Below are 24,785 nucleotides of genomic sequence, written 5' to 3'. Positions count from 1 at the left end.
AACTTTCTTTAAACGTTTTTTTGATATAATGTGTACTCATCATATGCAAATGGAGGAGCAAAGTGGCAAAAACATTAAAAACATTGAGTAACATCTTACTAGGAATCCTCTCACTGGCCTTGTCTTATTGGTTTTATAGGGGGCATCTCGAACAGTACGTTCATTACATCGCCCATTATGGCTCCTACTTTCAAGTCTTACTCAACCTAGTCATTATTGTCCTACTGAGTTACTTTGTCTACGCTTTTTTGAAACTACTTCTTACTAGAAAGCTGAAAAAACAGACACTACTCCTACTCTACTTCATTTACTTTCTTGCTCTCTTCTACCTACTTTTCTTGAAAAACATTGGTACCCAAGGTCTCTCACTTAACCCCCTTTCCTTTGCTCGGGAATTATACTGGGGTAGCCACTTCGTTCCCATCATGAACCTGTTAATGTTCATTCCTCTGGGACTCCTCTTTTCTTCACGATTGAGTAATCTCCTACTTTGTCTCCTTACCCTTTTCTCCGTCGAATCCATTCAGTACTTCGGACATTTGGGAGTCTTTGATTTGGGAGATATCACCTTAAATATGTTAGGTATCCTTGTCGGAACTGCTATCCATCAACTCCCTCAATTTCAAACAGTTATCAAAAAGATTTTAAGTTAAAAAACTTCCAGAATTAATTTTGGAGTTTTTTTTTGTTCTATAGATTAATCATCGTAAGAAATTTTTAGAGGAATGCAGAAAAACAGCCCTCTACATCTAGAGAGCTGTTTTGAACTCAGGCTAAAATCCTAGCGAATAAAAAAACTGCCCCATCATAGAGCAGTTCCATTTTCGTGTATTCAATTGAACAAGGCCTAGACACTTGTATCTTGAATTAACGACGAAGTCCGAGTGAGCTGATCAACTCACGGTAACGGTTAACGTCTGTGCGGCGAAGGTATGCCAACAAGTTACGACGGTGACCGATTTTTTTCATCAAACCACGGTAAGTAGCGTGGTCTTTTTTGTGTTGTTTAATGTGTTCGTTAAGGTGGTTGATTTCCCAAGTAAGGACAGCAACTTGAACCTCTACTGAACCAGTGTCACCTTCGTGACGTGCGTATTGAGCAATGATTTCATTTTTTTTCTCTTTTGAGATTGCCATGTTTTTTCTCCTTTTTTTGCTCCATCCGAGTCTTAGGATTGGCTCTCCTAAAACCAAGAAAGAGTTGGTTTGTCTTTACGACCTCTCTATTTTAGCTCATCTACTAATCTTTGTCAATCGCAAGATTTCACTGATTAAGTTTTTGAAGCTTAGACTTTTTTGGCCATTTTTGCATTCAGAAAGAATCCAAGGAAAAGTAGGAAACTTACGATAGCATAAGCTAGAAAAATCCAACTAAAACTTGGAGATATGAGTGCTAACAATTTCAAAACATAAGGGGAAATGGCTGACCCTAGGTTACAGCCTAAGAGGACATAGGCTGTCGCCTTGTTCAACAGACTTCTAGCAATAGACTCAGAAAGTCGGTTAAAGATAATTGTCAAAATAATACTATAAAAGAAACCAACACCAACTGAAGATAAAATCAAAATCGGTAAGTTACTAGCCACTGACATCCCAAAGAGACAAACCGCTAACAAGAACATCACTATAAGCAAAAGACGATTTTTAAAATGTCCTATAAGCGAGGCGAAACTCAGTCCAGCTACAATTCCAATTCCCTGCTCTAAACTCAGTACTAAGGCTGATTGACCACTCTCAATAGTCTTACCAGCAACTTGAAACAGAGGCACGCGCAAACTAATCGAAGAATTGATACAGATGACAAAACCTGCTAAAAGAGCCATGCCAAGAATCATACCAAGGTCTTTTTTGTTCAGAACTTGTTTTCTTTTTGTAATCTGCTTCTTCTCCACCTGCTCCATCGATGGCACAAAAAGGAGGTACATAATCAAAATCACAAAACCAAAACCATAGATAAGAAAGGCAAAGGTCCAATGAATTTTCAGTAATTGTCCAACTAAAAGAGAACAAGAAGCTCCACCAATCAACTCCATGGAGCCACGAATACCTAACATCTGAACTCGCTCTTTACCTTGATAACGTTGACTGATGATGGCAATCGCCTTAGCATTGATAAGACCAATCCCCATTCCAAAAGCAATACGTGACAGTAAGACAAGAGGATAGGCTTGTACAAAAAAAGGAAAAATCCCAGCACTACTAAGTAAGAGCAGCCCAGTCACAATTAGCTGTCTATCACTTAGCCATTTGTCAATAAATGAATTAAGTAAGAGCATCGCGACTACGGAAAATGAAGGGACAGATACTAAAAGCTCCACTTGCGCGGCAGAAAAGGTTGGGCTATAGTAGTCCAACATAGGTGGTAACGCTGTTGAAATCGAAAAGGCCGAAATCAAGAGCAAGGATAGCCCAAGCAGGCTCATTTTTTCTAAAATTCGTGTCATAATATAGGGATAAGAACATCCTTTCCTTACTTGTCTAATAGTTATTTTTTCATTATAATCTAAGGAGACTTTAAAAAATAGGACCTAGGTCCTAAAAAAGGAGATGTATGCGTAATCATACCATAAGACCTCAACTTGACCAGGTCTTTCCACCCCCCTACCTCAACCAATTACAGAAAGTCACCTTTCAAAAGAACGATTATATTTGTACCCAAGGGCAAGCTATCACTGAGCTGACCTACATTTTATCAGGAAAGGTAAAAATTGTTCGTTCTCTCTTCAATGGTAAAGAACATATCCTAGAAACGCTCAATCAGCCTCAGATATTGGGAGATGTAGAACTCATGACCAACCAACCAGCAGGATCATCAGTCATTGCTTTAGAAGAGGTTCAAGCAGTTCAGCTCCCATTAAATAATAAAGAAGAACTCCTCAAAGACCCTGTTTTTCTCTACCAAATTGGACGTAACCTGGCTATGGCACTGCATAAGCAAGGTATCACTGCTTCAACGAATGCGAGCTACTCTGTCAAAGAGCGTCTGGCCACCCATATTTTGAATAGTGAAGAAGAGAATATCTTTCAATTATCGCCATCTATTTTAGCTTCCCGTTTTGGAACTAGCTATCGTCATGTACAGCGAGTCATCAAACAATTTATCGACCAGGGAATTATCGAAAAAGAGGCCTTTAAAACCTATCGTATTTTAGAGAGACAAACCTTGGAAAAACTGGCTTTTATCGATTAGAAAAAGCCTCACTTTAATCCTTGATGGTTTAATTTTCAACCCTTTTGTGCTATAGTTATAAACAAGTAAATCAAAGAAAATAGAGGTAAACAAATGGACGCTCAAACCAAAATTATCCGCGCCAGCCATATGATTGATATGAATGATATCATTCGCGAAGGAAATCCAACCTTGCGTGCTGTCGCTGAAGATGTAACCTTCCCACTATCAGACGAAGACATTATCCTAGGTGAAAAAATGATGCAGTTTCTTCGTAACTCACAAGATCCTGTTATTGCCGAAAAAATGGGGCTTCGTGGGGGAGTCGGTCTTGCAGCCCCTCAATTAGATATTTCAAAACGCATTATCGCTGTTCTCGTTCCAAACCCTGAAGACGCTGAAGGTAATCCACCAAAAGAAGCATATAGCCTTCAAGAAATCATGTACAACCCTAAAGTAGTTGCCCATTCTGTTCAGGATGCTGCTTTGGGCGATGGCGAAGGATGCCTCTCAGTTGACCGCGACGTTCCTGGTTACGTGGTTCGTCATGCTCGTGTAACTGTTGAATACTTCAACAAAGAGGGCGAAAAGCAACGTGTTAAACTCCGTGGTTACAACTCAATCGTTGTTCAACATGAAATCGACCATACTAACGGTATCATGTTCTACGACCGCATCAATAAAGACAATCCATTCGCTATTAAAGATGGACTCTTAATTATCGAATAAAGAAAACCTCAGTAGAAATACTGGGGTTTTAGTTTGAAGATAAGGCATTAGTACCACTTTATAGCTAAGTCAAAGTAGAAAAGAACCGACTTCGTCGATTCTTTTTTCATTGTCTGAACCTGTCCTCAGACAAGCATATTGTATAGTGTTTCGTTACCGTGAAGGTTGATATAACTTGGGTCAAAGGCCGAAAGACGCTCGAGAAGTCCATCATAGTCGTTCTTATCACTAAGAGCTATACCAATGAGAACCGGACCTTTTCCTTTATTAGCACGTTTGATGTACTCAAAACGAGTGATATCATCATTTGGTCCCAAGATATCATTTACAAATTCACGAAGGGCACCAGGACGTTGTGGGAAGTTAACCACAAAGTAATGCTTGATACCATCGTAGATAAGCGCACGTTCTTCCATCTCTGGCATACGGTTGATGTCATTGTTACCACCTGAAATGATGCAGACGATGGTTTTTCCTTTAATCTCATCTTTGATCACTTCCAAAGCTGCCACTGATGCCGCACCTGCGGGTTCTGCAATGGTACCAACCTTAGAGTACATATCAATTAGGGTTTCTGAAATCAATCCTTCATCAACTCCCAAGAGGCGGTCAACATATTTACGTGCGACTTCATAGGTCTTGACACCTACCTTTTGAACAGCAATCCCGTCCGCAAACTTATCAATTTCTTCGAGTTTTACAGGATAACCACGGTCAAAGGCAGCACGCATACTACGAGCACCACTAGCCTCAACACCAATAACCTCCATAGACGGTGCTACATCCTTGATATAGGTAGCTACACCAGAGATAAGGCCGCCACCACCTACTGGAACCAAGATACTATCGAAGGAAACACCTTCCTCTTGAGCCTGCTCATAAATTTCATAAGCAACAGTTCCTTGCCCCGCTTGGACATTATAATCGTCGAATGGATCAATGAAAGTCATCCCTTCAGACTTGGTATATTCCTGCGCTGCTTGGGCAGAAGCATCAAAGGTATCTCCCACCAATTTGATTGTTACAAACTTGCCACCAAAGAAACGGACTTGACCAATTTTTTGGAGAGGTGTTGTTACTGGCATAAAGATGGTTGCCGGAATCTTCATCTCGTTACAAGTGTAGGCAACCCCCTGAGCATGGTTTCCGGCTGATGCACAAACCACACCACGCGCCTTATCCTCATCACTCAATTGATGGATAGCATAGTAGGCTCCACGCAATTTGAAAGAGCGTACCTTTTGCATATTTTCTTTTTTAATATAAATGGTCGCCCCGTATTTTTCAGATAGGTAGCGATCAAAATCTAGTGGTGTGCGTTCCACCACGTTTTTTAAGACTTCATTAGCCTTTACGATATCATTTGCAGTAATCATTGGCTCTCCTTTGACACAATATTCAAACTATTTCTATTGTATCACAATTTTCAGAAAAAATAGCAGCCAGTATAAAGAAAACTCCTTGTTTACACAAAGAGTTCTACTTATTATTTATCAACTTTTTTTGACATCAAGAAGTTACGAAGAGCTGCAAGGGTTGCCGCACCTGCAAGGACAATAGCTGTAAGGATAGCTACAGCATGTTCTCCCCACTTGTGAGATTTTGCTGTTTTAGCAATTGTAGCCTTAAGATCTTCAGTTGTTCCTTTTTCACCTGCTTGCGTCGTTGTCTTACTTGCAAGGTTAAGATCTTGACTACCATTGTAAGTATTATCTGACGAAGCTGTATTGACAAGGTCTTGACGGCTACTGCGAGTATAGCTGACATTTGTTGTAATGCTATCAATCATCTCAACAATATTTCTGATTGTTGTAGCATCGTACAAGCCACCCTCAGTATCTTTCAAGATAGATACTGCTAATTTTTCAATAGAAACTTCTGAAGAAGCTGCTACCATAGAGTGAGATTCTGAGCTTGCTGTTTCTGAATATCTTGCATAGTTGCTAAAGAGTGATGCTGCTTCTGTAATCGTTTCAGAAGTACTTGGTAAGGTTTCTGAGACGCGAGGAGCTACAGAGAGTCTATTCCAACTATTGATGTTTTCTGATAGTCCATCAAGGATGACTTCCTCTGATGTGCTTACTGTTTCTGAAATCGCCGAAGTCACTTCTGAAGTGCTCACTTGACTTTCTGATTCTGTCAATGAAACAGCTGGTTCTTCAACTACTTCTGATTCTGAAACGACTGTGCTGATTGAATTCTCTGATTCAGATGCTGAAGTCTCTGAAGTTGATGCTGCTGAGATAATATCAGTTTCTGAGACCTTCGATGATACTGTTGTGCTTTCTGATACTTCTGACGGAGCAACTGAGACAATTGTGCTAGTAGTTTCTGAAACAAGGCTAGTGCTTGCCCGACTCTCTGATTCTGTCAAAGAAGCCACTGGTTCAACTACTGTATGTGATTCTGAAATTGCTGTCGTCGTTGAAATTGCTGACTCTGAAGTTGATGCTACTGAACTATTTTCAGTTTCTGATGCTTCCGATGATACTGTTACACTTTCTGATACTTCTGATGAGACTGTTGAGGCAGCTGTGCTTGCAGCCTCTGAAGCTGGTGTAGTGATTGAATCTGATGCTACTGTACCTTGATCCGTATTAGATACTGAGTTGTCATCTTTCTTATCATGTGCGGTCTCTGACACAGCTATCGCCACTGGAACAGCTGCTGAGTTTACTAACTCGTCAACTGATGGTGCTGGTTTAGTTGTTTCATCTAGTTTAGGAGCTTCAACAGATGGTTTCGTATCAGTTGGAGCCTCTGAACCTTTATTTACTGTTGTATTTTCTGATTTAGCTGTTTCTGAGCTTGCTTCAGATGTTACTGTATTATCTACTTTCTTACCAGCTTGGTTAGTAACTGGTTTCAAGATAACTGGTTCTACCGGTGTTGCTGTTGTGTCTTCCTTGATATAGAGCATGTTCCAAAGAGTTAGTTTAGGAACTGAAATGACAAGCACTGGTTGACCATTTTCATCTGTTTCAAGGCTTGCTTGTGCCTTCTTCATGCTTGAAGTTGCCCAATCATCTGGTGATGTCACATAGACTTGATCAGCAATTTTAGCTGCTTCTTGAGCTGTTTTACCTGCTAGACTAAGACGAACTGTGAGATTTTCTTGTGCGTCCGGTGTTTTATTGTCCGCATAACCCTCTTCATTATGCCAGCCCGCATTGATGCCCATCATGTTAATCATTTGAACAGTTGAGAAACCTTTTCCTGATTTAGCAAATGTCCAAACTTGATTTCCTGTCACACCAAGAGCATCTTTAGAAAGGATTTCACCAGAAGCATTCTTGGTAGATACAGACTGAGTGCTGTTAGTCACACCCTCACCACGGAGAAGATTTTCATAAGCAGTGATGAACTGTTGGTAATTGTAAAGCTTACGAATAGTGTCCTTAGCCACACTGAGGTATTGAGTTGGGTAATAGGCACTTTGAAGAACGTTAAGGGCTGCATTAGCATTGGCAAGGGCTGCAATGGACATGTGATAACCACCGGCTGCAGCTACTGTCGCATCTACGAGAAGAGTCGCATCAGCTTGCAATGGCTTACCAGCAAGGGCATCTTTACCTGCACCGTTAGTTGCTTTTCCACCAGGAACAGTATAGTCAATACCTGGTTCTTCCATGTAGGCACCAACGATAAGTGATTTACCAGTTTTATTGCGTACCATATCGATACGTGCTTTCAAATCACCATAGGCAACCTGCATACGTCCTGGAATAACTGAACCACCATTTGTCCAAAGCTCATTATAAACAACATCTTGACGTGCCTTGGCTAGTTTATCATCATTACCACCATTAACATCATTGATTGTGATGTAGTACTTTTCACCGATGAGGTCCTTCATGGCATTAATAAATGATGCATATGAATCAGACATCATGTGTGAGTCAGCCTCGTCTGTGCTGTTACGGTGCTCATAATCAGTCACACGGTTGTCACCAATTGTATCACCTTGCCAACCATCGAATCCCATACGATCCATAGCTGATTTCATGACACCTGCGATGTATTTTTGCCAATCTGGATTCGCTGGATCATAGTAAACTTGAGTTGGGTTATCACCGATAGTGTAAGTCATCGGTTCACCCTTTTTACCAAAGCTATCGTAGAAGTTATAAGCCAAAGCAACAAGTGGAAGTGCTGGATTCTTTGGATTTGAATCTGCTGAAATCATGTTATAAAGCATGGCAACAGCACCTGACTTATGAACTTGGTCAACCAATTCTTTAACAGCCTTAGTATCAACCTGAGTGTGACTCCAGGTATTCCATTTTTGAACAAAGCTATCGATACCTTCTGGGAAAGGATCTGTAGCTTCATTATAAGCATCATAGAAGAAATATGAATTGATATTCATAGATTTCATGAGCTCAAGCTCTTTACGGTAGGCTTCAAGATTTTTAACAAGAATACTGTTTTGATCAGTTGGCGAACCTGCTACAATACCGTAACGTGGGAAAACTGTCCAATCATCTTCAACAGACAAGCCAGCACGCTTGCTTGACAAAGTACTACCTGATTTATCGTTGACACTGATTGTCACCAAGTAACCTGTATTGTTTGTCAACCACTCTGACGCTACTGTCAAGTTTGAAACCTTAGCTGAAGCTCCTGCCGCTAGCGTGAGGTCAACGTTATCTTGACCAATGATTTCTGAAGCATGTTGAAGTGTCAAGTTGACAGTCATCGTCTTAGTTTCTGCTGTTGGATTAGATACAACAACGGAATAATTAATATCACCATCTGTCTTGCTATAGGCTGCTTTTGTTGTTTCTGGATCTGTCAAGTAGGCATCACCATTCAAGTTTTGCTCTGTCACTTCTGTAACTGGTGTTACTTGAGCAGTTGAATGGCGTCCTGCTTCAGTAGCATTATCAAATGATGACGTGATGGTTTCCACAGCAGCTGACTCAGGAGCTAGTGCTTCACTGGCTACAAGCGTTTCTGAGCTAGCACTCTCTGCTGGCACAGCTTGTGAAAAGATTGTAGAAGCTGTCGCTGTTGTTGCAGTATCTGTCGCAACAGCAGCAGATGATGGACCTACTTCTGTTGTCGCTACTGGAGCAACGGCCTCAGTTGGTACCACCACCAAGTTATCTGCTTCAGTTGTAATAACTGGTTTTGTTGCTTCTGAACTGACCACGTTATCTGCCTTGGCAACCTGATTCATCCCTAGGACACCACCGGCTACAAACAAACCTGATAATAATTTAGTTGACGCTACTTTCTTTGACATATCTCTCTATCCCTCTAAAAAAGTTTAAATCACCTCGGCGTTTCAAATTATCACTATTTGTATTTGCATGCTGTAAACTCGAGTTATTTTTAGTTTCATAAAAATCGCTTGGTGTTTCTTATGAAACTAATGTTAACTTAATCTTTTTTGTAAGACAAGGGAATTTCCGGTAATCCTCGTAAACGGTAATTTTTTCATCATGAATGGTCAGGTTTTTTCAGAAATTTGAGAACAACATTTTCTAATTTCATTAAATATTCACTTGATTCAGTCTACTTTAAATGACAAAAATAAATCCCAAATAATGAAAATCCATCACCTAAATAGTTCATGTGAGAGAATAAAAAAACCACCTCTCACACAAGGCGAGAAATGGTTTGTTTATCGATTTTTGGTATCTAAAATAATGGTCACAGGTCCGTCATTAACCAGGCTAACCTGCATATCTGCGCCAAAGCGTCCTCTTTCTACAGGAACATGAGTTGACAAGGAATGGTTGAAATCGTCATATAACTGGCTAGCCATGTCGGGCTTTGCAGCACCTGTAAATGCTGGTCGATTCCCCTTTTTCGTATCTGCAAAAAGCGTAAACTGAGAAATCGACAAAATCTGGCCGCCAATATCCTTAACAGAAAGATTCATCTTGCCATCTTCATCTGAAAAAATGCGCATATTGACAATCTTACGAACTGCATACTCTAGGTCCTCTTTGGTGTCCTCGGGACCAACTCCAACCAAGAGTAAGAGTCCCTGCTTAATAGCGCCAACTGTACAATCCTCAATAACCACAGAGGCACTTTGCACACGCTGAATTACAATCTTCATCGCAGTAACTCCTTAACCATTCGTACGTTTAACACTGTAAACATCAGGGATAATTTTAATCTTATCCACAAGACCAGTCAATTCAATAAGGTTTGCAATTTCAAAGCTAACGTGAATATTGGCAAACTTCATGTCCTTAGTCGGTTGCGCATTGACCGTAGCAATGCTCTTGGTCGTATTTGACAAGATTTGAAGAACATCATTCAACAGACCAGAACGGTTAAGGCCATAGATGTCAATCTCTGCCAAATAAGATTTATTGGCATTACGTTCATCCCACTCTACTTCGATTAAACGTTGTTCATAACCTTCTTGATTCTTGATATTATTACAATCTGAACGGTGAATAGCGATACCACGGCCCTTGGTGATATAACCTTCAATCTCATCTCCAGGTACTGGGTTACAGCACTTAGCGATACGCATGAGGAGACCTGACGCACCTTGAATGATGACGCCATTTTCACTCTTAACCTTAAGAACCTCTTTCTTCTCAGTCTTAACTTCGCCACCGTTCATTAGCTCTTCAGCTTCAGCTTTTGCCTTAGCACGCTCTTCCTCGCGGCGTTCTTTTTCTGTCAGACGATTGAAAACAGCAGCAGCACTAATTTCGCCAAAGCCAACAGCGGCATAGAGAGCTTCTTCACTACGCACACTCATACGAGGGAGAATTTCCTCAATATGTTTCTTGTCTAGGTACTTATTGGCAATATAGCCATGCTCTTGGAAGTAGGCAATCAAAAGCTCACGACCCTTGGTGATGGAAGCTTCCTTGTCCTGATTTTTAAAGAATTGACGAATTTTATTTCTGGCCTTAGTGGTCTTAACCATCTTAATCCAGTCACGGCTAGGACCAAAGGAATTGGCATTGGTGACAATCTCAACCACATCACCTGTCTTGAGTTTAGCAGTCAAGGGCACCATACGACCATTAACCTTAGCACCTGTGGCCTTCTCACCAACTTGGGTATGGATGGCATAGGCAAAGTCAATAGGTCCTGAATCTTTAGGCAATTCCTGAACAGCACCATTTGGCGTAAAGACATAAATACGCTCTGAGAAGATATCCTCTTTAACAGAGTCCACAAACCCCATAGCATCACCATTTGAGGCGTCTTGAAGTTCAACAAGATCTTTAATCCAGTTCATTCCCAAAGCAGACTCATTCGAATCTACCTTGCCCTTGATACCTTTCTTGTAAGCCCAGTGAGCTGCAACCCCGTATTCGGCAACTTGGTGCATTTCCTTGGTACGGATTTGAATTTCAATAGGCCCTTTTGGCCCATAAACCGTTGTATGGATAGACTGGTAACCATTGGATTTAGGATTGGCAATATAGTCTTTAAAACGGCCAGGCATCGGACGCCAGAGTTCATGGATGTATCCCAACATGGCGTAAACATCACTATGCGTCTCCATAACACAACGGATGGCAATCAAATCATAGATTTGATCAAAGCGCTTTTTCTTGTCGCGCATCTTACGATAAATAGAGTAGATATGCTTTGGACGACCATAAACATCACCAACAAGTCCTTGTTCAGCTGTGTAAGTCTTAATTTTATCGACAATCTCGTCCACGAGTTCCTCACGCTCACGACGTTTTTCCTTCATCATGTGAGAAATCTTGTAAAATTCCACCTCATTAAGGTAACGGAAGGACATATCTTCCAATTCCCATTTGATACGACTAATACCTAAACGGTGGGCCAAAGGAGCATAGATTTCCATAGTTTCGCGAGAAATGCGCTCTTGCTTATCCTTACGAAGATGCTTAAGGGTACGCATATTGTGCAAACGGTCGGCCAATTTAACCAAGATGACACGGATATCCTTAGACATGGCCATAAGCATCTTACGGTGGTTTTCAGCCAACTGCTCCTCATGGGACTTGTACTCAACCTTACCAAGCTTAGTAACACCATCCACGATATTTCGTACATCTGTACCAAAATCCGCTTCCAAATCATCGAGTGTTTTTTCGGTGTCTTCAACGACATCGTGTAAGAAACCACAGGCTACTGTCACTGCATCAAGATGGAGATCTGCCAGGATACCTGCCACTTGAATAGGGTGAATAATATAAGGTTCTCCTGACTGTCGAGATTGCCCACTATGAGCATCTGTCGCATAATGCCAGGCTTTTTCAACTAATTTCAAATCATTTGCTGACATGTAGGCCGAACAAATGTCTAAAATTTCTTCTCCTGTTACATTTTTATCTTTAGCCATGATTTCTTCCTTCGCTTCTTTTAATAACCTTTATTTTATCACTTTTACAAGTAAAGAAAAAGAGCTAGATAGGCAATTCTTAAGTACAAGGAGCTAACTTGAAAAGCACAATATCTTGTGTTAGAATGATTGAACAAACACAAGATATAGATAGAAAGAGGACGCTTATGTCTCAACTTACCCTCGTTTATATTAGTCTAAGTGGCAATACCCAAAGCTTTGTCAAACGTATGTCTGACTATCTGTCCCTCAACCACGGGATTGAATGTCGCCAAATCAATATTAAAGAGCTTAATCATGAAACCTTCCAAGTAGATGAACCCTTTGTCGCACTCTTACCAACCTACCTTGAAGGAGGAAATGGCGTTGACAATGGAGATGTTGAGATCCTAACCAATCCACTGGGTGACTTTATCGCGGCCCATGGCAATCACGAACGTTGTTTTGGTATCATCGGTTCTGGTAACCGTAACTTCAATAACCAGTACTGCCTAACCGCCAAACAGTACAGTCAACGTTTTGGCTTCCCAATGTTGGGAGACTTCGAGCTACGCGGCACACAGTCTGATATCGAACGTCTGGCACCTATTATCCTAGAAGCCCAAAAGAACTTTAACCAACGCTAAAACTAGAGCAAAAAAGCCCTGATAGGGGCTTTTTCCTTTGCTTAATTTTTTTCGTGTTTTTTGATTCCAAAGAATCCAACCAAGGTCATAAGAATCAGACCAGCTAAAGTTGCCGACACAGATTCGTCTGAACCAGTGTTTGGCAAGGCCTTAACTGAACTTGAACCTTGAGCTTCTTGTGCTTGAGCTTGAGGCAAGATAACGACTTGAGCATTTGACAATTGGATAGCTGGGGCAGGTTTAGCCACGCTGGCACCTACAGTAGCTTTTGGTGTCTCACGCTTAGTTTGATCCGCTGTCTCAGAACCTTTTGGTGACTTCTCAGATTCTTTCTTAGTCGTATCCTCAACTTGATTTGCCTTTTCCTTAACAATCAAGCGGTACTCTGCAAATCCTGCTTGTGTTGATGGTCCTACATAACTAATGGCATCCTGACCTGCAAGGTGGGCACGCGCATTGTCAGATGAAGCAAAACGGATATCTGCATTCGTGATATTAGGAACGAAACTCCAATTTCCATCGGCAGTTGGGTTAATTGTCTTCTCGCTAACGATATAATCAATGATGGCCTGACGATTCTCAAGATTGAGGAGGCGTTTTTCGGCAGCATCTTTAACACCAGGGAAGTTACCAGTCGCACGATAGTTGTTAGTCACGACAAGGAAAGTCTGATTCAAATCAATAGGTTTACCTTGATAAGCCAAGTCACGAACACGGCTAGCGTCTGGGTTAACCAACTTACCTTCGCGATCGTATTTGTTAGGTTGTGTCAAATCAAACTTATAAGTCAACCCATCAATCACATCATAATTGTATGAGCGATAGCTACTGTTAATGAGTTGCTGTGGTTCTTTGCTGTTAGGATCAATTTGATTGAACTGTCCTGCAGACATTTCCAACCATTCTTTAATTTGTGCCCCAGTCACTTTGAGTAGGGCAGTAACATTGTCGTAGAGGTAGAGGTCTGCGACGTTCTTAATGGCCAATGGGCCAGCTGGGATATCGGTATAGTAGGTCGCATCCCCACGAGTCCCTGCCTTGAAAGGTGCTGCAGCTGAGAGGAGTGGAAGATTCTCATCTGCTGTTCCCGCTACTTGTTTTTTAGCATACCATAGTTGTGCATTATTAACGATTTGAATAGATGGATCATCCTGAACCTGAGCAAAGTAGCTAGTAATTGGTGCAGTAGTCTCACCAACTTCCTTACGAACATAGTTGATTGTTCCATTATGGTCATGAGCTGCCATGTCAATTAAGTCCTTGTCCGCAACATCTGACTTAGTATCAATCTTTTCAAGCTTGGCCTTACTATTGACAACTTTCCATTTGCCGTCCGTGTAAGTCAATTTAACATCCATGATACCTAGATGATCCCCGAATTTACCAGCCATAACCACAGGTTTCCCATTGATGAGACCATTGACATCATCTACACCAGGGTATTTCGCATAAAAACTCGTACCGTCTCCATTTGGGAAATCCGCGTGAGAATGCCCTGTCGCAACAGCATCAACGCCTTCGATACCAGCAATTTGGTAACCTTCATTTTCTTCGTTCTTAGTGTATTCATTATCACCAATACCAGAGTGAGCAGCAACAAGAATATAGTCAGCTCCTGCAGCCTTCATCTTAGGAACGATAGCCTTAACAGCCTCCATTGGATCATCAACGGTTACCTTACCTTCAAGGTTGGCCTTATCCCAAACCAAAATCTGTGTTGGAAGGACACCAGTAATACCGATTTTTAGTGTTACCTGTTTGCCGTCCGTATCAGTAAAGGTCTTGTTAACAATCTTATATGGATTGTAATAGTAATCACCAGTCTGAGCATTACGCACATTGGCATTGATAATGTTGATCTTAGCAGCCTTAACCATACGATCCAAAAATTCTAGGCCATAGTTAAACTCGTGGTTGCCAAGCGTTTCGGCATCGTAACCAAGCATCTCAAAAGCCTTATACATAGGGTGAGTCTCACCTTGGGCAACAGGATCAATCAAAGCCTTATAAGTCCCAAAAGGAGTTCCCTGAATCGTATCCCCACTGTCCACTAAAACCGTATTGGGATTGGTTTCACGGGCTTTTTTGATAAGGACAGCAGTTTTAGACAAACCAACTGTTTGAGACGGCTTATCTTGATAATAATCATAGTTAACTAAGTTGGTATGAAGGTCTGTTGTTGACAAAATCTGCATATCAACGGTCTGCCCCTCATGAGCAGGCTCTGTAACAGTTTCAGCCTGTACTGGCACTGCTGGTGTCACCTGATTGGCATTCGTCAAAACAGCACTGGCTTCTTGACTTGCTTGGGTCGTTGAGGTATTAGCTGATGTCTCTGTAGACGCATTTGTCGCTACTGTTGTTGGTGTAGCAGAGACAGTCTCTGTTCCTCCTTGAACAGCTGTCCCAGAAGTTCCTTGTCCTGATACTACTGATGCACCACTATCTGCCACAGTTTCCGTAGAAGTAGTTGATACAGGTGCCGTTGCTTCATCAGCTTGCCCTACGACTTGTGGCACGGTCAAGAGAGCAAAAAGGCCCAAAACCACAGCGGATTGAGTCACATAACGATTCGTTTTCATTAAAAATCTTCCCCTTTTATAAAGATAATACAATTATATTAAAACTAAATAAGATTATCAACTTTTTTAGAATTACTCGATTTGTCATACAAAACCAATGGCAAGATGCAATCTTAGCTTAAAAGTGTCAAATACAAAAAAAGTTGGAACAAGGCCAACTTTCTCTTATTTATTCAATTCTAGGGCATAACTGACACTACTCAAAGCGTAGAGAGGAGCCGTTTCCGTCCGCATAATACGCGGTCCAAGCCCAATTTTAAGGCCACCAGCTTCCTCAAAAGCATCAATCTCAGACGGAGAAATACCACCTTCTGGTCCAAAGATAAAGAGAATTTTCTGACCACTCTCTACCTGAGCCAACTCACGAGCTAGAGTAGCCAACTCGCCCGCTTTGGCGGTTTCCTCATAGGCGATAAAAATCTTATCAAAATTATCTAATTCTGATAGAAATTCTCCCTTCTTCTCGAACAATCTAACTTCTGGAACACGATTACGCTTGGATTGTTCTGCAGCTCCTAGAGCAATCTTGGCAAGTTTATCTTCCTTCTTGGCAAGCTTCTTACCATCCCACTTGACCACAGACCAGTCGGCAGGGAAGGACCAAATAGCCTGAGCTCCAAGCTCTGTTGCCTTTTGTGTCACCAACTCTAGCTTATCTCCCTTGGGAAAGCCAGAGGCAATGGTTACAGATACAGGCATCTCAACATTATCATTTAAGTCTTCAATCACTTCAAAGACATGGTTCTCACGGTCAGTCACACGCGCAAGACGCTTGATACCGTCTTCAAAAACCAAGACAACCTGATCATCCTCTGTTAAACGCATAACGTTAAACATATGCTTCACAGTATCCTTATCTTTGATGATTACTGGATTTTCAACTTGCCCCTTTATAAAATACTGTTGCATTTAGCCTCCGATCACACCTGAAATATCATCTGTCTTCTTGAAGACACAAGCATTCCACTCTCCCTGAACCATGTGAGTTTCTAGGAAGAAACCAGCTTTCTCAGCCGATTCACGCACCATATCCCATTTTTCAGAGATAATCCCTGACATAATCAAATAACCTTCATCTTTAACCAAACGGTAGGCATCTTCCGTCAGATGGATGAGAATATCCGCCAAAATATTAGCCACGATAACATCAGCTTCTTGAGTTACTCCCTTCAAAAGATCACCTGCAGCAACGTGGATATTTTCCATGCCAGGATTCATATCAATGTTTTCCTGTGCCACTCGAACCGCCACATCGTCAAGGTCATAGGCATAGATTTCCTTAGCTCCAAGAAGAGAGCTAGCAATCGAGAGGACACCCGAACCAGTTCCCACATCAATCACCGTCTCGCCACCACGAAGCACCTGTTCGAGTGCAAAAAGACTCATCTTAGTTGTCGGGTGTGTTCCTGTCCCAAAGGCCATGCCAGGATCTAGCTTGATAATCTTCTCACCTACTGATGCCTCATAATCCGTCCATGACGGTACGATAGTCAAATCGTGGGTAATGCGAGCTGGTTCATAGTACTTCTTCCAATTCTCAGCCCAGTCTTCTTCAACCAATTCTTGAGTAGCCAAGTGAATATCTCCAGTTTCAAGACCAAAATCCGTCAACTCAGCCAAACGCTCATTAACCTGCTTAGTAATAGCTTCGATATCTGCTGACTCCGGATAATAAGCCGTAATTTTAACCGTCTCAACCTGTTCAACCTCAGGATAAAGCTCACCAAAACGGTCCGCATTTTCCAAATAATCTGCACTATCATCAATAGCCACACCTTGACTACCAGATTCAATTAAAATATTAGAAGCCGCCTCTTCGACCTCACGATTAACCTCAATCGTTAATTCTTGCCATTTGTCCATATATTATTTTCGTCCTTTTCTGATAAATAGTCTTTAAAGCGTTCCTGCAACTGGGGAATGACACCTTCTGCTTTTATAAAATCCTCTACAGGCATTAGTTTAAATTCCTGCCCCTCGTCACCAAAACGAATCTCACGATACTGCTCTTGGCTAATTCGGCCAACCACAAAGACAGCTGACCTATCTTTATCCAACATACTAGGATAGATTTTCGACCAAATAATCGATTCCTCTGTCAAAGTCAAGCCCAGCTCCTCCCAGACCTCACGTTGAAGACATTCAAGAGGCGTTTCTTGACCTTCTCTTCCACCACCTGGCAACTCCCATGTATTTGGCCAAGGAATATCTGGTTTATTATCTCTGAGAATGACCAAAATACTTTGCTCTACGAGTAAGGCAGCCTTAACACCTGTAAAATCAAACTGATTTTTTAAATAAGCATCCATCCCTTTTCGCTCCCTTTAATACCTTGGATAAGCAAAAAATTCCTTCTCTTCAAGTTGAGCTTTCCCTTTTTCGAAAGCATCTTTGTCCCAAACCAAACCGAATTCCTCAGGTCCATCATCAGATAGAAAATCCATCAAGTCACTCAATCCTTCTGTCGCCACCTCATTCAAGGTCTCCGCAAAATAGGCCAAAAACTCACGAGATAGACCTTTCTTAGGTTCATATGGGATTGTCACTAGGTAGTCCTCTTCATCAAAACGTGATTTTGCTGGATTGTAAAAGAGCACGTAGTCTTCAAAAATGACATCTTCATCAGACACTTCACCCTTATCATCAATAGTCTCCACATTGCTACTGTTTTGCGCTTCCAAGATAAACGTTACTTCCACAGCATGATTCTTTTTATCCCAGTCCATCGCAAAATCATAGTCCAGGTGCTTATCCAGTTCTTCTTCTAATACTGACAAAAAGCCGAATTTAGCCATTTGTTTTCCTCGTTCTTTCTTATTATTCCCTTTATTTTAGCATAAAAGGAGCCAATAAAAAACAGAGTAGGCTATCCCACTCTGTCTTAGATAATTATTTAGCATTTTCAACCGCTGCTGTCACAAAGGCACTGTAAAGTTCTTCAGCATGGTTTGGACGGCTATGATATTCTGGGTGGTATTGCGCTGCCACAAAGAATTTCTTGTCTGGGAGTTCTACAACTTCCATCAAACGATTATCCGGTGACACACCTGAGAATACAAAACCTTCAGCCTCAAACTGTTCACGGAATTTAGTATTGAATTCATAACGGTGACGGTGACGACGTTGAACAACTTCTTGGTTGCCATAAGCTGCAGCTGCCTTAGAACCTGGTTTCAACTTACATGGGTAAAGACCAAGACGAAGAGTACCACCCATGTCTTCAATGTCAATTTGATCACGCATAATATCTATAATTGGATATTTTGTGTTTGGATCAAGCTCAGCTGAATTAGCGCCATCCAAGTGAAGAACGTGGCGAGCAAACTCAATACATGTTAATTGCATACCGAGACAGACACCTAACATTGGCACATCATTTTCACGTGCATAACGAATAGCTTGAATCTTACCTTCAGTACCACGTTGACCGAAACCACCAGGAACAATAATACCATCAGCATCAGCCAAACGAGAAGCAACATTTTCAGCAGTCAAATCATTAGCATTGACCCAGTCAATATCAATGGCAGTATCATTTGCCAAACCTGAGTGTTTAAGTGCCTCAACTACTGACAAGTAAGCATCGTGAAGCTCCACATACTTACCAACAAGAGCAATTTTAGTTGTTTTCTTAAGGTTAAGCACCTTATCAACCATAGCAGACCACTCTGTCATATCTGCAGCTGGAGCATCCAGTTTCAAATGATCACAAACGATTTGATCCATACCTTGAGCCTGCATATTAAGTGGCACTTGATAGATATGTTCCACGTCGAGTGATTCGATAACAGCCTCAGGTGCAACATCACAGAATTGAGCTAATTTATTCTTGATTCCCTGACCAGCAGGTTGTTCTGTACGAATAACCAACATATTTGGTTGGATACCCAAACCACGCAATTCCTTAACAGAGTGTTGCGTTGGTTTTGTCTTCATTTCACCAGCAGCCTTCAAATAAGGAAGAAGCGTTGTGTGGATATACATAACGTTGTCAGAGCCCACATCAGCCTTCATTTGACGAAGAGCTTCAAGGAATGGAAGACTTTCAATATCACCAACCGTACCACCAACTTCAGTGATAATGACATCTGAATCAGTTGTTGTCGCTGCGCGCTTAATCTTGTCTTTCAAAGCATCTGTGATATGCGGAATCACCTGAACAGTCGCACCAAGATACTCTCCTTTACGTTCCTTACGCAAAACTTCGCTATAAATCTTACCAGTAGTCACGTTAGAGTATTTATTAAGATTGATATCAATAAAACGTTCGTAGTGACCAAGGTCAAGGTCAGTTTCAGTACCATCATCAGTGACATAAACTTCACCGTGTTGGTAAGGACTCATTGTTCCTGGGTCAATATTGATGTAAGGATCAAATTTTTGAATCGTAACCTTAAGACCACGGTTCTTAAGCAAACGCCCAAGACTTGCAGCTACAATCCCTTTACCAATTGAAGATACCACACCACCAGTGACGAAAATATATTTTGTCATGTTAACTCCTTATAATATAATTCAAAACAACTACAGATAGCAGATTGGTTACCCACTCAGATAATCATGATAGTCCTTTCCTAGTACCTGATGGGTGCCGTACAAAGTACCTCACCTTAGACAAGTCCAGTAAATGACTAAAAACAAAAATGACCCCCAAGAGTTTTACTCTGGGAGCCTTAATCATGACCTCTTCAAAAGAGGTGCCCGATAAATAGTCTAAACTATCCAAGACCATTTGTCAATGAAAACTTAGTCGTTTGACTCGTCCTCATAGTCATCGTCATCATCTTCTTCTGACAACTCAACATCATCCAAATCATCATCTGGAATAATTTCATTCAACTCAGAGTCATAAGATTCCACTTCGGCTTTCTCATCATCTTCGCTATCGTCGTCATATTCAAGACTATCAGAATCAGGTGTAAAGTTCTCGTCTTCTGGATCATCGTCATTATAATCGATGGCATCTTCATCACCATCCATGAAGGCATTAACTTTCTTGTTCTTACGTTTTGGTGCATTTTCATCAGTATCTTCCAATGTGATGACCTCTTCATCGATTTCATCAATTGCATACCATGAACGCAAGCCCCATTTGTTATCACCTAGTGGAATGAAACTTCCATCCGTATTCAAATCTGAATAAAAGAATGGCAAAGCATTGCGGATATCAGCATCCGATTTTTCTAAGTAATTTTGAATTTCATTGACCAAATCATTGAAATACATTTCATTATCACGACCACGTGTTTCTAAGATAGCACGGGCCACTTCAATCATTGATAATTCACTTTTTTCTTGTCCAGCAAATACGTCTAGTTCCAAAGTGGTTCTCCTTCATTCTTACTCAAGCTAGTTTCTATCAGAAATAGCTCAGCAATCAATTTTTCGCTACCTTTTATTTTACGCTAAAAAGAGTCAATAGTCAAAGCATTTATAGAAGAAAAAATCAAGTCTCAACAGAAACTTGATTTTAGTCATATTATTTAACTTTTGCTGTGCTTGTGATAACTTCAACAGCTTTCTTCATAGTGATATCGTGTTTAAGCATTTCAGGTGAAAGAAGTGCAGAAACTTGTGATACTTCCATGTTGTACTCAGCTGCAAGATCGTTAATTTCTTTTTGGATTTCTTCTTCTGTAGCGTCGAATCCTTCAGCAGCAGCAACAGCTTCGATAACAAGGTTAGTTTTCACACGTTTGTCAGCGTCAGCTTCATATTGTTTGTGAAGATCTTCTTGAGTTGTACCAGTGATTTGGAAGTACATTTCAGGAGAGATACCTTGACGTTGCATGTTGCCCATGAATTCGTTCATAGCACGGTGAACTTCGTCTTCAACCATTTCTGCTGGCAATTCAACGATTTCAGCGTTTTCAACAGCCAAATCAAGTGCAGCACCTTCAACAGCGTCATCAAATGCAATTTCTTTAGCTGCTTCAAGTTCTTTACGGTATTTAGCTTTCAACTCGTCAAGAGTTTCGACTTCATCGTCAAGATCTTTAGCCAACTCATCATCAAGAGCTGGAACTTCTTTAGCTTTAACTTCGTTAACTTTAGTAACAAATACAGCAGCTTTACCTGCAAGGTCAGCAGCTTGATAGTCTTCTGGGAAAGTTACTTTAACTTCTACTTCATCACCAGCTTTTGCTCCAACCAATTGGTCCTCGAAACCTGGGATAAATTGACCTGAACCAAGTTCAAGAGAGTGGTTTTCACCTTTACCACCATCAAATTCAACACCGTCTACTGAACCAACAAAGTCGATAACAACAGTGTCGCCATTTTCGGCTGCACCTTCTTTAACAACCAATTCAGCCAAGTTTTTGCGTTCGTTTTCAAGCTTAGCATCAACTTCTTCATCAGTAACTTCTTTAGAAGCTTCAACTGAAACTTCAAGATCTTTATATGCACCAAGTTTTACTTCAGGTTTTGTAACAACTTCTGCAGTAAGTGTCCAATCTTGACCTTTTTCAATTGATTTTACATCAATTTTTGGTTGTGCAACAACATCAAGACCAAGTTCAGCAATCGCTGCTTCATAAGCTGCTGGAAGAATTGCATTCAAAGCATCGTCGTAAAGAGCTTCTTCACCAAATTTTTGGTTAAATACGGCACGAGGCATGTGTCCTTTACGGAAGCCTGGAGCGTTCAAATTCTTTTTAACCTTGTTAAATGCTTGATCCAAAGCTGGTTGAATTTTATCTTGACCGATAGTGAATGTCACCACACCACGGTTAGTGGCTGTGTTTTCAAATGATACAGACATGTAGTCATTCTCCTTAAAATTTTTTATAGATACAGTTTAGTTTACCATATTTCAAAGCCTTTTAAAAGTTTTTTTATCCAATTTAATCACAAGAAAATCGTTAGAAACTGCTACTTTTTCAAAATTTTGATAAACTAGAGCTATGAATATTTTACAAAGATACATCCAACAATTTAATTTTGAAGAGACCCTAATGGTACTCATTACGAAAGGGATTAAACTCCTTATTCTCCTCATCATCTTTCTTCTTAGTAAGAAGATTATCAACTTCCTTTTTAAACATACAGTGGGACGCTCTCTAGCTTGGACAATTCAAACACCTGCTCGACAAAAAACCATTGAACGATTACTACACAATTGCATGAACTACGTGCTATACTTCTTCCTTGTTTACTGTCTTCTTAGTATCCTTGGGGTCCCAGTATCTAGCCTCCTTGCTGGGGCAGGACTTGCTGGGGTTGCTCTTGGTCTAGGAGCTCAGGGCTTCCTATCTGATGTCGTTAATGGTTTTTTCATATTGTTAGAAAACCAATTTGAAGTCGGTGACGCAGTTGAAGTAGGAGCCGTTACAGGCCTTGTTTCAACCGTAGGTATTCGAACTACTCAAATTCGAGGATTTGATGGAACCCTCCATTTTATACCTAACAGAAATATCACAATTGTATCCAACAAATCTCGAGGGGACATGAGAGCTCAAATTGATATCCCAGTCTATCCGTCAACCGATATCAATAAGGTGACAAGCATCATACAAGAAGTAAATCGAGAAAACATTGAAAACTATCCTCAAATCTGTGGAGCTCCAAATATCATTGGATTAAGCACAACTCCTTCTGGACAACTAGTATTTCGTATTGATATTTTTACACAAAATGGACAACAAATTCATATCTATGCTGATTTCTTAAAACTTTACCAAGAAGCCCTAACCAAAGAAAATATTGAACTTCCAAGATTCATTGGGAACCCTATATCAGTAAAATAAATTCATTACATTAAAAACACTTCAAAAGATAGATAAGATAAATCTACTTTCGAAGTGTTTTTTATTCATATTAATCAATAATGCTAGTCAAGGTTCTATATTAAGAATTAATCATCTTCATTGTAAGGATCAAAATCAACCATCCAAAATTTTAACTCTCGAATCATCTTTTTTCGACCTCTAAAACACTCCCCAGCTAGCAAACGGTCTAACTTAGTAGAATCTTCCGAAGACAACTGATTACGGAAAGCATTAAGCTGCTCGTCATAAACAAGCCTATCAACAGCATCTAACTCTTTATTTGGGAGACAAAAAGCAATATCTGAAATTTCGATATAACATTGTCGATTAGCTTGTCGTTTTACAGACTCCTGCCTTCTAACCTCATCATTAAGTCTATTCCTAAATTTCGTTTTAAAATATCGCCGTAACTTATCATCATCAGACTTTAATTCAGGAAACTTTTCTAAAAGCTGATAAAGCGTCATCATAGCTTCTTGCTCCATATCAGCTTGGTCCCAAAGTTGGATGAAATATTGTCTACTAGCCTTAAGTACAATCGGCCTTACAACTTCATATGCATGAACAAAAACTTCTTGTTCCATTAAACCTCCTATAAATAGATAAAATATTTGCAATTAAAATAATTACGAAACCTATTATAAGAGATACATAAGAAATAAAATAGAGACATATATGTCACTATAAAAATGATAGGCTCTATAATTTCTGAAGCGGATAAAAACCACTGTAGTTCTTATAGAGCTTTTTGAGTATACACAAAAAGTCCCATAAGAACTATAATGAAAAGCGACCAAACCATCATTAGGAAGAACTTATAAGACCTATTAAGAATACCACCGAATTAATCGGAAATAAAGAGTAAAATATCAAGATTTCACTTGTTTTTGAAACTAACACTCATATCGAGATTCAAGCAAAACTTGATTACCCTATACCACTATGTCCTCTCTAGATATTAGCTTTTCGTCACTCACTACGGTTGACAAACAGATCAGTCAAAACAACCCATGAGAACGGGTGGCTTGCTCTTCGGCTGAAAGCCTCTGCTACCGGCCGAGGCCTAAAGGCCTACCGAATGGTTTCCCTTCAGCACCACCTTTGCTAGCTGACCCGTCTAGCGGGTCTCTTTAAGATTACTTTCTCTTATTCTTCTCACCTGTAAACGGATCATACTCCTCAAATAGACTTAGCTGATCTGCTATCACGTCTTCTTGTAATTGATTACGAATATATTCTTCAATTCGCTTCTGATTTCGTCCAACCGTATCAACATAAAATCCTCAACACCAAAATTTGCGATTTCCATATTTATACTTTAAATTAGCGTGTCGATCAAATATCATTAAGCTACTTTTGCCCTTTAAATATCCTATAAATGAGGAAATACTTAGTTTCGGTGGTATACTCACCAATTAGGGGGACTTTTTTGATACATCGCTAAAAGCTTTTCGGAACCACTAGCACAGCTAGTGGTTTTCGTGAGACAACAAAAAAAGCTAGACCTGCGTCTAGTAATAAGAATTATACTCCGCCAGTAGGACTCGAACCTACGACATCATGATTAACAGTCATGCGCTACTACCAACTGAGCTATGGCGGATA

General features: G+C 40.5%; 20 protein-coding genes, 1 tRNA gene and 2 pseudogenes. 6 read left to right on the top strand and 17 right to left on the bottom strand.

Annotated elements, in window-relative coordinates; genetic code table 11:
- The first annotated feature begins 62 nt into the window (after positions 1 to 62).
- Entirely contained in the window at positions 63 to 653 is a 591-nt protein-coding gene (locus H7U04_RS06785; protein ID WP_049529346.1) for a VanZ family protein, read from the top strand.
- A 214-nt stretch (positions 654 to 867) separates the two neighbouring features.
- Here H7U04_RS06785 and rpsO read toward each other — a convergent pair whose 3' ends face one another.
- On the bottom strand, positions 868 to 1,137 hold the full coding sequence (rpsO, locus tag H7U04_RS06780) for a 30S ribosomal protein S15 (RefSeq protein WP_002883618.1): 270 nt from the start codon (positions 1,135 to 1,137) through the stop codon (positions 868 to 870).
- Between the two features lie 149 nt (positions 1,138 to 1,286).
- On the bottom strand, positions 1,287 to 2,444 hold the full coding sequence (locus tag H7U04_RS06775; protein WP_110980925.1) for an MFS transporter: 1,158 nt from the start codon (positions 2,442 to 2,444) through the stop codon (positions 1,287 to 1,289).
- A gap of 107 nt (positions 2,445 to 2,551) precedes the next feature.
- Here H7U04_RS06775 and H7U04_RS06770 point away from each other — a divergent pair, with 107 nt between their 5' ends.
- Together H7U04_RS06770 and def are read left to right on the top strand one after the other, a co-directional pair.
- Positions 2,552 to 3,190 (top strand): Crp/Fnr family transcriptional regulator, encoded by a 639-nt coding sequence (locus H7U04_RS06770; protein ID WP_002883647.1) that lies wholly within the window; start codon positions 2,552 to 2,554, stop codon positions 3,188 to 3,190.
- Between the two features lie 93 nt (positions 3,191 to 3,283).
- On the top strand, positions 3,284 to 3,898 hold the full coding sequence (gene def / locus H7U04_RS06765) for a peptide deformylase (protein ID WP_002883663.1): 615 nt from the start codon (positions 3,284 to 3,286) through the stop codon (positions 3,896 to 3,898).
- A 125-nt stretch (positions 3,899 to 4,023) separates the two neighbouring features.
- Here def and ilvA read toward each other — a convergent pair whose 3' ends face one another.
- From ilvA to H7U04_RS06745, 4 genes are all read right to left on the bottom strand, one after another.
- Positions 4,024 to 5,274 carry a threonine ammonia-lyase IlvA gene (gene ilvA / locus H7U04_RS06760; protein WP_002883616.1) on the bottom strand — a complete coding sequence of 417 codons (1,251 nt, stop codon included), beginning with the start codon at positions 5,272 to 5,274 and terminating at the stop codon, positions 4,024 to 4,026.
- A 110-nt stretch (positions 5,275 to 5,384) separates the two neighbouring features.
- Positions 5,385 to 9,146, bottom strand: coding sequence for a glycoside hydrolase family 66 protein (locus H7U04_RS06755; protein ID WP_073689436.1), 3,762 nt, complete (start codon positions 9,144 to 9,146; stop codon positions 5,385 to 5,387).
- A 381-nt stretch (positions 9,147 to 9,527) separates the two neighbouring features.
- A complete protein-coding gene (gene dtd, locus H7U04_RS06750) occupies positions 9,528 to 9,971 on the bottom strand; it encodes a D-aminoacyl-tRNA deacylase (RefSeq protein ID WP_014633809.1) in 444 nt (147 codons plus the stop codon).
- 12 nt (positions 9,972 to 9,983) lie between these two features.
- Positions 9,984 to 12,203 carry a RelA/SpoT family protein gene (locus H7U04_RS06745; protein ID WP_201059450.1) on the bottom strand — a complete coding sequence of 740 codons (2,220 nt, stop codon included), beginning with the start codon at positions 12,201 to 12,203 and terminating at the stop codon, positions 9,984 to 9,986.
- Between the two features lie 167 nt (positions 12,204 to 12,370).
- On the opposite strand from H7U04_RS06745, the gene nrdI reads away from it, so the two are divergent.
- On the top strand, positions 12,371 to 12,829 hold the full coding sequence (gene nrdI, locus H7U04_RS06740; RefSeq protein ID WP_002883589.1) for a class Ib ribonucleoside-diphosphate reductase assembly flavoprotein NrdI: 459 nt from the start codon (positions 12,371 to 12,373) through the stop codon (positions 12,827 to 12,829).
- 41 nt (positions 12,830 to 12,870) lie between these two features.
- On the opposite strand, the gene H7U04_RS06735 is transcribed toward nrdI, so the two are convergent.
- From H7U04_RS06735 to tig, 8 genes are all read right to left on the bottom strand, one after another.
- Positions 12,871 to 15,411 carry a bifunctional 2',3'-cyclic-nucleotide 2'-phosphodiesterase/3'-nucleotidase gene (locus H7U04_RS06735; RefSeq protein ID WP_073689495.1) on the bottom strand — a complete coding sequence of 847 codons (2,541 nt, stop codon included), beginning with the start codon at positions 15,409 to 15,411 and terminating at the stop codon, positions 12,871 to 12,873.
- A 165-nt stretch (positions 15,412 to 15,576) separates the two neighbouring features.
- Positions 15,577 to 16,320, bottom strand: coding sequence for a 16S rRNA (uracil(1498)-N(3))-methyltransferase (locus H7U04_RS06730; RefSeq protein WP_073689496.1), 744 nt, complete (start codon positions 16,318 to 16,320; stop codon positions 15,577 to 15,579).
- Entirely contained in the window at positions 16,321 to 17,274 is a 954-nt protein-coding gene (gene prmA, locus H7U04_RS06725; RefSeq protein ID WP_013989960.1) for a 50S ribosomal protein L11 methyltransferase, read from the bottom strand.
- Complete coding sequence (locus H7U04_RS06720; RefSeq protein ID WP_110980927.1) at positions 17,253 to 17,720, bottom strand: NUDIX hydrolase; 468 nt, start codon at positions 17,718 to 17,720, stop codon at positions 17,253 to 17,255. The genes prmA and H7U04_RS06720 overlap by 22 nt, the downstream gene beginning before the upstream one ends.
- Positions 17,721 to 17,735: 15 nt before the next feature.
- Positions 17,736 to 18,206, bottom strand: coding sequence for a DUF3013 family protein (locus H7U04_RS06715; protein ID WP_013989957.1), 471 nt, complete (start codon positions 18,204 to 18,206; stop codon positions 17,736 to 17,738).
- Between the two features lie 94 nt (positions 18,207 to 18,300).
- Positions 18,301 to 19,905: a CTP synthase gene (locus tag H7U04_RS06710; RefSeq protein ID WP_049545134.1), complete on the bottom strand. Its 1,605-nt coding sequence runs from the start codon at positions 19,903 to 19,905 to the stop codon at positions 18,301 to 18,303.
- Positions 19,906 to 20,157: 252 nt separating this feature from the next.
- Positions 20,158 to 20,733 (bottom strand): DNA-directed RNA polymerase subunit delta, encoded by a 576-nt coding sequence (gene rpoE, locus H7U04_RS06705; protein ID WP_002885605.1) that lies wholly within the window; start codon positions 20,731 to 20,733, stop codon positions 20,158 to 20,160.
- 157 nt (positions 20,734 to 20,890) lie between these two features.
- Entirely contained in the window at positions 20,891 to 22,174 is a 1,284-nt protein-coding gene (gene tig, locus H7U04_RS06700; RefSeq protein ID WP_002889721.1) for a trigger factor, read from the bottom strand.
- Positions 22,175 to 22,316: 142 nt separating this feature from the next.
- Here tig and H7U04_RS06695 point away from each other — a divergent pair, with 142 nt between their 5' ends.
- A complete protein-coding gene (locus tag H7U04_RS06695) occupies positions 22,317 to 23,159 on the top strand; it encodes a mechanosensitive ion channel family protein (protein WP_110980928.1) in 843 nt (280 codons plus the stop codon).
- Between the two features lie 107 nt (positions 23,160 to 23,266).
- Here the strand turns inward: H7U04_RS06695 and H7U04_RS06690 are convergent, their stop codons facing one another.
- On the bottom strand, positions 23,267 to 23,764 hold the full coding sequence (locus tag H7U04_RS06690; RefSeq protein WP_060973245.1) for a sigma factor: 498 nt from the start codon (positions 23,762 to 23,764) through the stop codon (positions 23,267 to 23,269).
- Between the two features lie 233 nt (positions 23,765 to 23,997).
- On the opposite strand from H7U04_RS06690, the pseudogene H7U04_RS06685 reads away from it, so the two are divergent.
- A pseudogene (locus tag H7U04_RS06685) lies at positions 23,998 to 24,129 on the top strand (ISL3 family transposase); the annotation flags it as partial.
- A gap of 187 nt (positions 24,130 to 24,316) precedes the next feature.
- On the opposite strand, the pseudogene tnpA reads toward H7U04_RS06685, so the two are convergent.
- A pseudogene (gene tnpA, locus H7U04_RS06680) lies at positions 24,317 to 24,595 on the bottom strand (IS200/IS605 family transposase); the annotation flags it as partial.
- Positions 24,596 to 24,709: 114 nt separating this feature from the next.
- A tRNA-Asn gene (locus tag H7U04_RS06675) sits at positions 24,710 to 24,783 on the bottom strand.
- Positions 24,784 to 24,785: the final 2 nt, after the last annotated feature.

Source organism: Streptococcus sp. 22.1, assembly GCF_016648645.1.
Lineage (GTDB): Bacteria > Bacillota > Bacilli > Lactobacillales > Streptococcaceae > Streptococcus.
This window is presented reverse-complemented; position numbering and strand designations above follow the sequence as displayed.

Bases quoted from the DNA above. Each gene is read 5' to 3' on its own strand.
- rpsO (WP_002883618.1), bottom strand. From the start codon at position 1,137: ATGGCAATCTCAAAAGAGAAAAAAAATGAAATCATTGCTCAATACGCA.
- H7U04_RS06775 (WP_110980925.1), bottom strand. From the start codon at position 2,444: ATGACACGAATTTTAGAAAAAATGAGCCTGCTTGGGCTATCCTTGCTC.
- H7U04_RS06770 (WP_002883647.1), top strand. From the start codon at position 2,552: ATGCGTAATCATACCATAAGACCTCAACTTGACCAGGTCTTTCCACCC.
- def (WP_002883663.1), top strand. From the start codon at position 3,284: ATGGACGCTCAAACCAAAATTATCCGCGCCAGCCATATGATTGATATG.
- ilvA (WP_002883616.1), bottom strand. From the start codon at position 5,274: ATGATTACTGCAAATGATATCGTAAAGGCTAATGAAGTCTTAAAAAAC.
- H7U04_RS06755 (WP_073689436.1), bottom strand. From the start codon at position 9,146: ATGTCAAAGAAAGTAGCGTCAACTAAATTATTATCAGGTTTGTTTGTA.
- dtd (WP_014633809.1), bottom strand. From the start codon at position 9,971: ATGAAGATTGTAATTCAGCGTGTGCAAAGTGCCTCTGTGGTTATTGAG.
- H7U04_RS06745 (WP_201059450.1), bottom strand. From the start codon at position 12,203: ATGGCTAAAGATAAAAATGTAACAGGAGAAGAAATTTTAGACATTTGT.
- nrdI (WP_002883589.1), top strand. From the start codon at position 12,371: ATGTCTCAACTTACCCTCGTTTATATTAGTCTAAGTGGCAATACCCAA.
- H7U04_RS06735 (WP_073689495.1), bottom strand. From the start codon at position 15,411: ATGAAAACGAATCGTTATGTGACTCAATCCGCTGTGGTTTTGGGCCTT.
- H7U04_RS06730 (WP_073689496.1), bottom strand. From the start codon at position 16,320: ATGCAACAGTATTTTATAAAGGGGCAAGTTGAAAATCCAGTAATCATC.
- prmA (WP_013989960.1), bottom strand. From the start codon at position 17,274: ATGGACAAATGGCAAGAATTAACGATTGAGGTTAATCGTGAGGTCGAA.
- H7U04_RS06720 (WP_110980927.1), bottom strand. From the start codon at position 17,720: ATGGATGCTTATTTAAAAAATCAGTTTGATTTTACAGGTGTTAAGGCT.
- H7U04_RS06715 (WP_013989957.1), bottom strand. From the start codon at position 18,206: ATGGCTAAATTCGGCTTTTTGTCAGTATTAGAAGAAGAACTGGATAAG.
- H7U04_RS06710 (WP_049545134.1), bottom strand. From the start codon at position 19,905: ATGACAAAATATATTTTCGTCACTGGTGGTGTGGTATCTTCAATTGGT.
- tig (WP_002889721.1), bottom strand. From the start codon at position 22,174: ATGTCTGTATCATTTGAAAACACAGCCACTAACCGTGGTGTGGTGACA.
- H7U04_RS06695 (WP_110980928.1), top strand. From the start codon at position 22,317: ATGAATATTTTACAAAGATACATCCAACAATTTAATTTTGAAGAGACC.
- H7U04_RS06690 (WP_060973245.1), bottom strand. From the start codon at position 23,764: ATGGAACAAGAAGTTTTTGTTCATGCATATGAAGTTGTAAGGCCGATT.